This window comes from Thomasclavelia saccharogumia DSM 17460 (genome assembly GCF_000686665.1).
In the GTDB taxonomy this organism is placed as follows: Bacteria; Bacillota_I; Bacilli_A; order Erysipelotrichales; family Coprobacillaceae; genus Thomasclavelia; species Thomasclavelia saccharogumia.
In genome coordinates this window covers 23,643-30,033 of record NZ_JMLH01000035.1, presented here as the reverse complement: position 1 = coordinate 30,033, position 6,391 = coordinate 23,643, and the positions used below count along the sequence as shown (strand labels likewise).

Below are 6,391 nucleotides of genomic sequence, written 5' to 3'. Positions count from 1 at the left end.
AAAAAAGCCATCATAAGAAAGATGGCAAACAAAAAAATATAGAAAACATAAAGAAAGAATTGAGCTAACGCGTAGCGTTTTAGTACAATAGTAAAGGAACGAGTGGATGGGGAGAATACCAAAGTTTTTCTACAACTGAAGATCGTTATAAAAATGTAATTGATAATGTTACAGGCAGTGCTAGTTCAGAAATTGGCGGTTATTATGCTAGTCAGGCGGTTGATGGAGATTTATCAACGTTATGGTATACTGATTGGAACGATCCAGTTGCTTATAGTGGAACAAAGACATTTACAATTGATTTGAAGCAAGCATATAAATTAGATAAATTTGAATATTATAACGATGGTACGGCACAAATAAAAGATCATGAAATTCAGGTGAGTCGTGATGGTGTCAACTTCAAAACAGTTGAAAAGAGTGTTTGGGTAAGACCATCAACGGGAACATTTAATGTCTTTGTTGATTTAAATGGTGAAATAGCTCGTTATGTACGGATTATTAGTTATGATAAACATCATAATAGTGCTAATGAATTTAGAGTTTATAAAGTTGATGGTACAGAAGGATTCTCTGAAGCAGATGTAAGTACTGATGGAGCTTTAGGAGACCCTGATTTAACATTCTTAGAAAATTACATGGGTGTTAGAAAAGATGATGATTTAGCTACATTTAATCAGGCAGTTACTGGTGATATCAACTACAATAATGAAATTGATGCTTATGATTTAATGTTTGTAACATCAAAAATTGCTAATTTAGAATCTACTGGTAGAAAAGCTGGTGGTGAAATTACTTTTACAACTGATAAAAAATCAGTTAAAGCTGGTGAAGAAGTAGAAGTATCGATTTATGGTAATAACTTAAAAGATATCAATGCATTTGGATTACGTTATGAAATCGATCCTGAATTATATGAATTGAGCAGTACTAATCCAGTTATTGCAAGTGATGAAACTAAAGATATGCATAATTCTTCAAGAACTTTAAGAAATGATAAAGGGGTATATGTAGCATTTAGTAATATTGGAAAGTCTGAATCTTTACAGGGTGATATGTTACTTGCAACATTCAAGATGAAGGCTAAAGTAGATACAGAAGTTTCTTTACAACCTGAAAATACGATTGTTATTTCATCAGGATTTGATGTTCGTAGTGCCTTTGGTCTTGAAAAACAGCCAGCTGATATTGAATTATTAGAAGATACTGTATTTATCGCTGAAGCTTTAGATAAATCAATTTATAGTTCTGAGTCTGTAAATATTTTAACAAGTACAATTAGTGAAGCGCAAAATGTCTTAGATAATATAGATGCAAGTCAAGAAGATGCTGATAATGCTTTAATTAACATAATAAATGCATTAAATGGATTAGAAAGAATAACACAACCTAACAGTGAAGTATTAGAAATACTAATTGAAAAGGTAACAAGTAATGATGTTCAAGCCAATATTGAAACTAGAGAGTTAGAAAACTTCTTTATCAATTATGTCGATCCAGCAAGAAGTAGTTTACAATCTGGAACGTCAACAAGTATTATTAATGAACATATTAACACGTTAATTACTGAATTCATTCAATTACATGATAACAATGGTACGACAGATTATGCAAATGAAGTATTTTTACAATTTGCAAATGATTTAGTAACAAGTTTAGAAAGTACATACACATCAAAATCACTTGCAGTTTTAAGCAGTGCAATTAGTACTAATGATTTTGATACGATTAAAGAAGCAGTTTTAAATTTGAAGAAAATAGATCTTTTAGATAAAAATATTTTATCTGCTGTTATTGAAATAGCTCAATCGGTTAATGAAAGTAAATTTGATAGTGAGGCAATTAAACAGCTTAAAGCTTCTTTAACTTCTGCAATCACTGTATTAGAAGATACTACAGTTAATCAAGAAGCAACTGATAAAGCAATGGAACAATTATCAAATAATATCATTGGATTATTTGATGAAGAGGTAATGAATCTTATCAAAATAAAAGCTCAACTTACTAACTTAATTAATGAAATAACTAACTTAGATCTATCAATCTATACAGATGATAGTGTCCAAGCACTAACAGCTGCTTTAGAAGAAGCTAATACGGTACTAGCAAACAGCAAATCAACATTTGAAGAGTTAGATAGCGCATATCAAACTTTATTAGCAGCTAAAAACGGTTTAGTTAAGATAGAAGATACTGATAAGACGGCATTAAATGAGGCAATTGAAAAAGCTGATCAAATTGATCTATCTTTCTATACTAAAGAAAGTGCTGATAAATTAGAAACAGCATTAAAAGCTGCTAAAATAGTTATGCTTGATGAGGGAGCAACTCAAGAAATGATTGATCAAGCGTTAGCTGATTTACAAGATGCAATCGATAGTTTGGTTAAATTATCTGATCCACAGCAACCTGGTGATAATGGATCTAGTGGAAATACTAAACCAAGCAGCGGTGTTAATACTGGTGATAATATCGATTTAGGTACTTCAGTTCTATTCTTATTATTATGTGGAGCAGCTCTTGTAATGGTTAAAAGAAAAAAAGAACAAAATAATTAATTTGTAATAGTTTTATTTTAGAAGCAGGATCCAAAATGATCCTGCTTTTTATTGAATAAAAAATACTGGCATTAAAACTATTTTATGTGAAGATAACATCTTTAAACAAAACTACAATACGAATAGAAAATAATCAGATTATTTAATTTTTTGTTTTATACATAAGATTGTGTTGAATAAGAAAAGAAATGTATTATTTTAAATGAATTGATTTTTATAAATAAATATAAGTAAAATCTTGAGGGATAAATATTGTAATTTATCATTAGATTAGATAGAATAAAAGTGGTTTTTAACTAGATATTTGATAAATTAAATAATTAAAACGCAACAGCTTATAAGCTGTTGTAATATTTATTCTAAATATTACAACACATATTATCTATTAAATATAAAAATTTATAATGCTTGTTAGCATAAAGATATCAGAAAATTAAATCTAGTTTACCAATATTATCGATGCTGATTCACGGTTGTTGTTTACAGGATTTTGATTAGTTTAGGCAAAAAACAGTAAATCTTAAAAGTTAGTGATTTAAATAACTTTTATTTCGTGTAAATTGGAGGTTATAGTGGATAAGACAAGAGAACATAAATATATATTTAAAATGTTAAAGGCAGTGTTAAATGATAATTATTCATTAACAGTAGAAGAAGGATTAGATTGGGATTATATTTATAAATTATGCAAGTATCATCGGATTAATAATATTATTGGTTATTTATCAAATGAACAGACAAAGATGCCTGAAGATATTTATAAAATGTTTAAGCTGGACATGCAAAAAGGAATAGTTAGAGAGGCTAATCAGCATTTTGAATTGCAGCAGATTCAAAAAAAGTTTGAAGAATACGGAATTGAAAATGTACCTTTAAAAGGCAGTGTTCTTAAAAACTATTATCCTTCACCAGATATGCGCTTTTTGACAGATTTAGATATTTTATTTAAAGAAGAAAAAACGGAATTAGTAAAGCAGGCACTATTGGAAATTGATTATCAAATATATGCCCTTGGAGGTCATCATGATATTTATTTCAAAAGACCTCATCTAACGGTTGAGATGCATCGCAGCTGTTACAGTGATAATGATGTTTTAAATGCATTATTTGATACAGTTTGGCAACGTTGTATTAAAACGGCTAATAGTGAATATGCTTATGAGATGAATATTGATGATTATTATCTTTTTATGGTTGGACATCTAGCAAAGCATTTTATCCATGGTGGAATCGGAATTAGGATGCTTTTGGATTTTATGATTTTTGAAGATAAGTTGGAGGTTCGTTGTAATCGTGATTATATTGAGACGAATTTAGAAAAAGCGGGTTTATTGAAATTTGAAAAAGAAATAAAGATTTTAATAATAAATTGTTTTGATGATGATTATCAATTCGAAAATGATGATTTAATCAATTGTATTATTAATAGTGGTGCTTATGGAACTGTTCAAAATAGTTTAAATAATCAGATATTGAAAGATGGAAATAAAACTAACAAGATCATAAAAAACAGAATCAAAATGTTACATGGAATAGTTTTTCCTAGTTTAAAAAATATGAAATCTAAGTACACATATTTAAATAAGTTTCCGTTTTTACTACCGTTTGCCTGGATTCATCGTGGTGTTATTAAGTTTATTTTTGAACAGAGTGAATTTGTGAAAATAATCAAAAAGCCTTTTAATAAAAAAGGCATGGAAGAAACTGATAACGTTTTAAAAAAAGTAGGATTTGATAAAGATGAGACTTTATTAAATAAAAAGAGTCAAGAAAGGTGAGAAAATAATGAAGATAAAGCCGGGGTTTATAATTAGAAAATTAGCAGATAATTATGTGGTCGTTTCTGTTAATAATCAAAATGAATTTCAAGGGATGATCCAGCTTAATCAAACTGGAGCTTTTATTTGGCAACAGTTAGAAGCTGGTAAAAATGAAGATGAGATATTGTCTTTAATGTTGGAAAAATATGAAATAAGTGAAGAAAAGGCTAAAGAAGATATTACGTTATTTATTGAAAAGTTAAGAAAAGATAATTTGATTGATGAATAATAATGACAGAAGTCAGCTGTCTAAAATATTAATTAGTTAAAGGACAGAAATGATGAAGAAAAATGGAATAATAAAATGGATATATAAATGTAGTAAAAAGTATTTGTGGATGGTCGGATTATTAACGATAATTAGTATGGCAATTTCTGGTAGTTTTATTTTAATGGCTGTAGTATCAAAAAAAATACTAGATATTGCAACTAAAAGTACTACAGGTTCTATTATAAATACATGTATATTTTTATTTGGAATTATTGCTTTTCAAGCTGTAGCTAATATTATTTCTAATAATTGTCGAGTACGTTCACAAGCAAAAATCGAAAACAGTATGAAAGAATATCTTTTGACAACATTATTAGATAAAGAATATCAAGAAATCATAACTTTGCATTCCGGAGAATTAATGAATCGTTTTACCAGTGATATTGAAATCGTGGCTGGGGGAATTGTTGGTTTTATCCCACAGATATTTTCATTATTTACTAAAATTATTGCGGGGATTTGGGTTTTGTTTACGATTGATGCTAAATTTACGTTAATTATTTTAATAATTGGTATGATTACTGTTGTGTGTAGTCGTCTTTATAGTAAAAAATTTCGCTTTCTTCATAAAGCAGTACAGCAATCCCAGGGAGTAGCGCGTTCATTTATGCAGGAATGTATTGAAAATGTAATTGTAATTAAATCATTTGTAAATGAAAATGCGATAAAAGAACAGTTAGAAGAAAAACAAAATTATAATTATCAGCTAAGAGTCAAGCAAAATGCAATAAGCAATCTGGCTAGTACTAGTATTTATGTAATGATGACAACTGGCTATTATGTAGCACTGGGCTGGGGTGCTATTCAGATTTCTAAAGGTTTATTAACTTTTGGAACATTAACAGCTTTTTTACAGATCATTGATCAGATCAAAGCACCATTTCGTAATGTTTCAGGATTGATTCCTCGTTATGATAGTATGATTGCTTCTGCAGCGCGTTTAATGGAAATTGAAAATTTAAACGATGAAAGTAAGAATCATAAAATTGAAAATATAAAATGTTTTTATGATCGGTTTGAAGGAATTGGTTTAGAGCATGGTGATTTTTCTTATGATGATAAAGAAGTATTAAAAGATGTTTCTATTTTCATTCCAAAAGGAAATGTTATTGCCATAACGGGAGAATCTGGTAATGGAAAGACAACGTTATTTCATTTGTTATTGGGTCTGATTAAATTAAATAATGGAAAGCTGTTTATTCAAACACATGATGATCAAATTATGATCGATGCTGGGACAAGAAATATGTTTTCTTATGTTCCTCAAGGTAATATGATTTTATCAGGTACGATCAAAGAAAATATTTTGTTTGGAAATCAAAATGCTTCTGATAAACAAATTGAACAAGCTATAGAAATAGCTTGTTTAAAAGATGTAATTGATGAATTACCAGAAGGAATAAATACGGTATTAAAAGAAAGGGGCATTGGTCTTTCTGAAGGACAGAGACAGCGTATTGCTGTAGCTAGAGCAATTATCAGTGAAGCACCAGTATTATTACTTGACGAATGTACTGCTTCTTTAGATGGAGATACTGAAAAGAGATTATTAGATAATTTAAAGAACTTCCAACAAAAAACGGTATTATGTATTTCTCATCGAAGTGCTGCTATTGCCTGCTGTGATTTAATTATAGAAGTTAAAGATGGTAAGATTTATTATCGGTAAATAGTTTATCTTATCTCTTTTTGTGATGATAAAAATTATAGCGATGTTTAGTAAATGGTGGTGTTAAAAATAA

General features: G+C 28.9%; 4 protein-coding genes. All 4 read left to right on the top strand.

Annotation, left to right across the window (positions count from 1 at the left end):
• Nucleotides 1–158: 158 nt before the first annotated feature.
• The 4 genes from BR82_RS0108825 to BR82_RS0108810 all read left to right on the top strand — a co-directional run bounded on the left by BR82_RS0108825 (nucleotide 159) and on the right by BR82_RS0108810 (nucleotide 6,318).
• Nucleotides 159–2,558 (top strand): discoidin domain-containing protein, encoded by a 2,400-nt coding sequence (locus BR82_RS0108825; RefSeq protein WP_084300788.1) that lies wholly within the window; start codon nucleotides 159–161, stop codon nucleotides 2,556–2,558.
• 572 nt (nucleotides 2,559–3,130) lie between these two features.
• Nucleotides 3,131–4,336 (top strand): nucleotidyltransferase domain-containing protein, encoded by a 1,206-nt coding sequence (locus BR82_RS15530; protein ID WP_051592800.1) that lies wholly within the window; start codon nucleotides 3,131–3,133, stop codon nucleotides 4,334–4,336.
• A gap of 7 nt (nucleotides 4,337–4,343) precedes the next feature.
• Nucleotides 4,344–4,607 carry a PqqD family protein gene (locus BR82_RS0108815; protein WP_027089893.1) on the top strand — a complete coding sequence of 88 codons (264 nt, stop codon included), beginning with the start codon at nucleotides 4,344–4,346 and terminating at the stop codon, nucleotides 4,605–4,607.
• Between the two features lie 52 nt (nucleotides 4,608–4,659).
• Entirely contained in the window at nucleotides 4,660–6,318 is a 1,659-nt protein-coding gene (locus BR82_RS0108810) for an ABC transporter ATP-binding protein (RefSeq protein ID WP_240474533.1), read from the top strand.
• Nucleotides 6,319–6,391: the final 73 nt, after the last annotated feature.

What these genes read in the sequence shown, in the direction of transcription:
- BR82_RS0108815 (WP_027089893.1), top strand. Translation starts at nt 4,344, where the DNA reads ATGAAGATAAAGCCGGGGTTTATAATTAGAAAATTAGCAGATAATTAT.
- BR82_RS0108810 (WP_240474533.1), top strand. Translation starts at nt 4,660, where the DNA reads ATGAAGAAAAATGGAATAATAAAATGGATATATAAATGTAGTAAAAAG.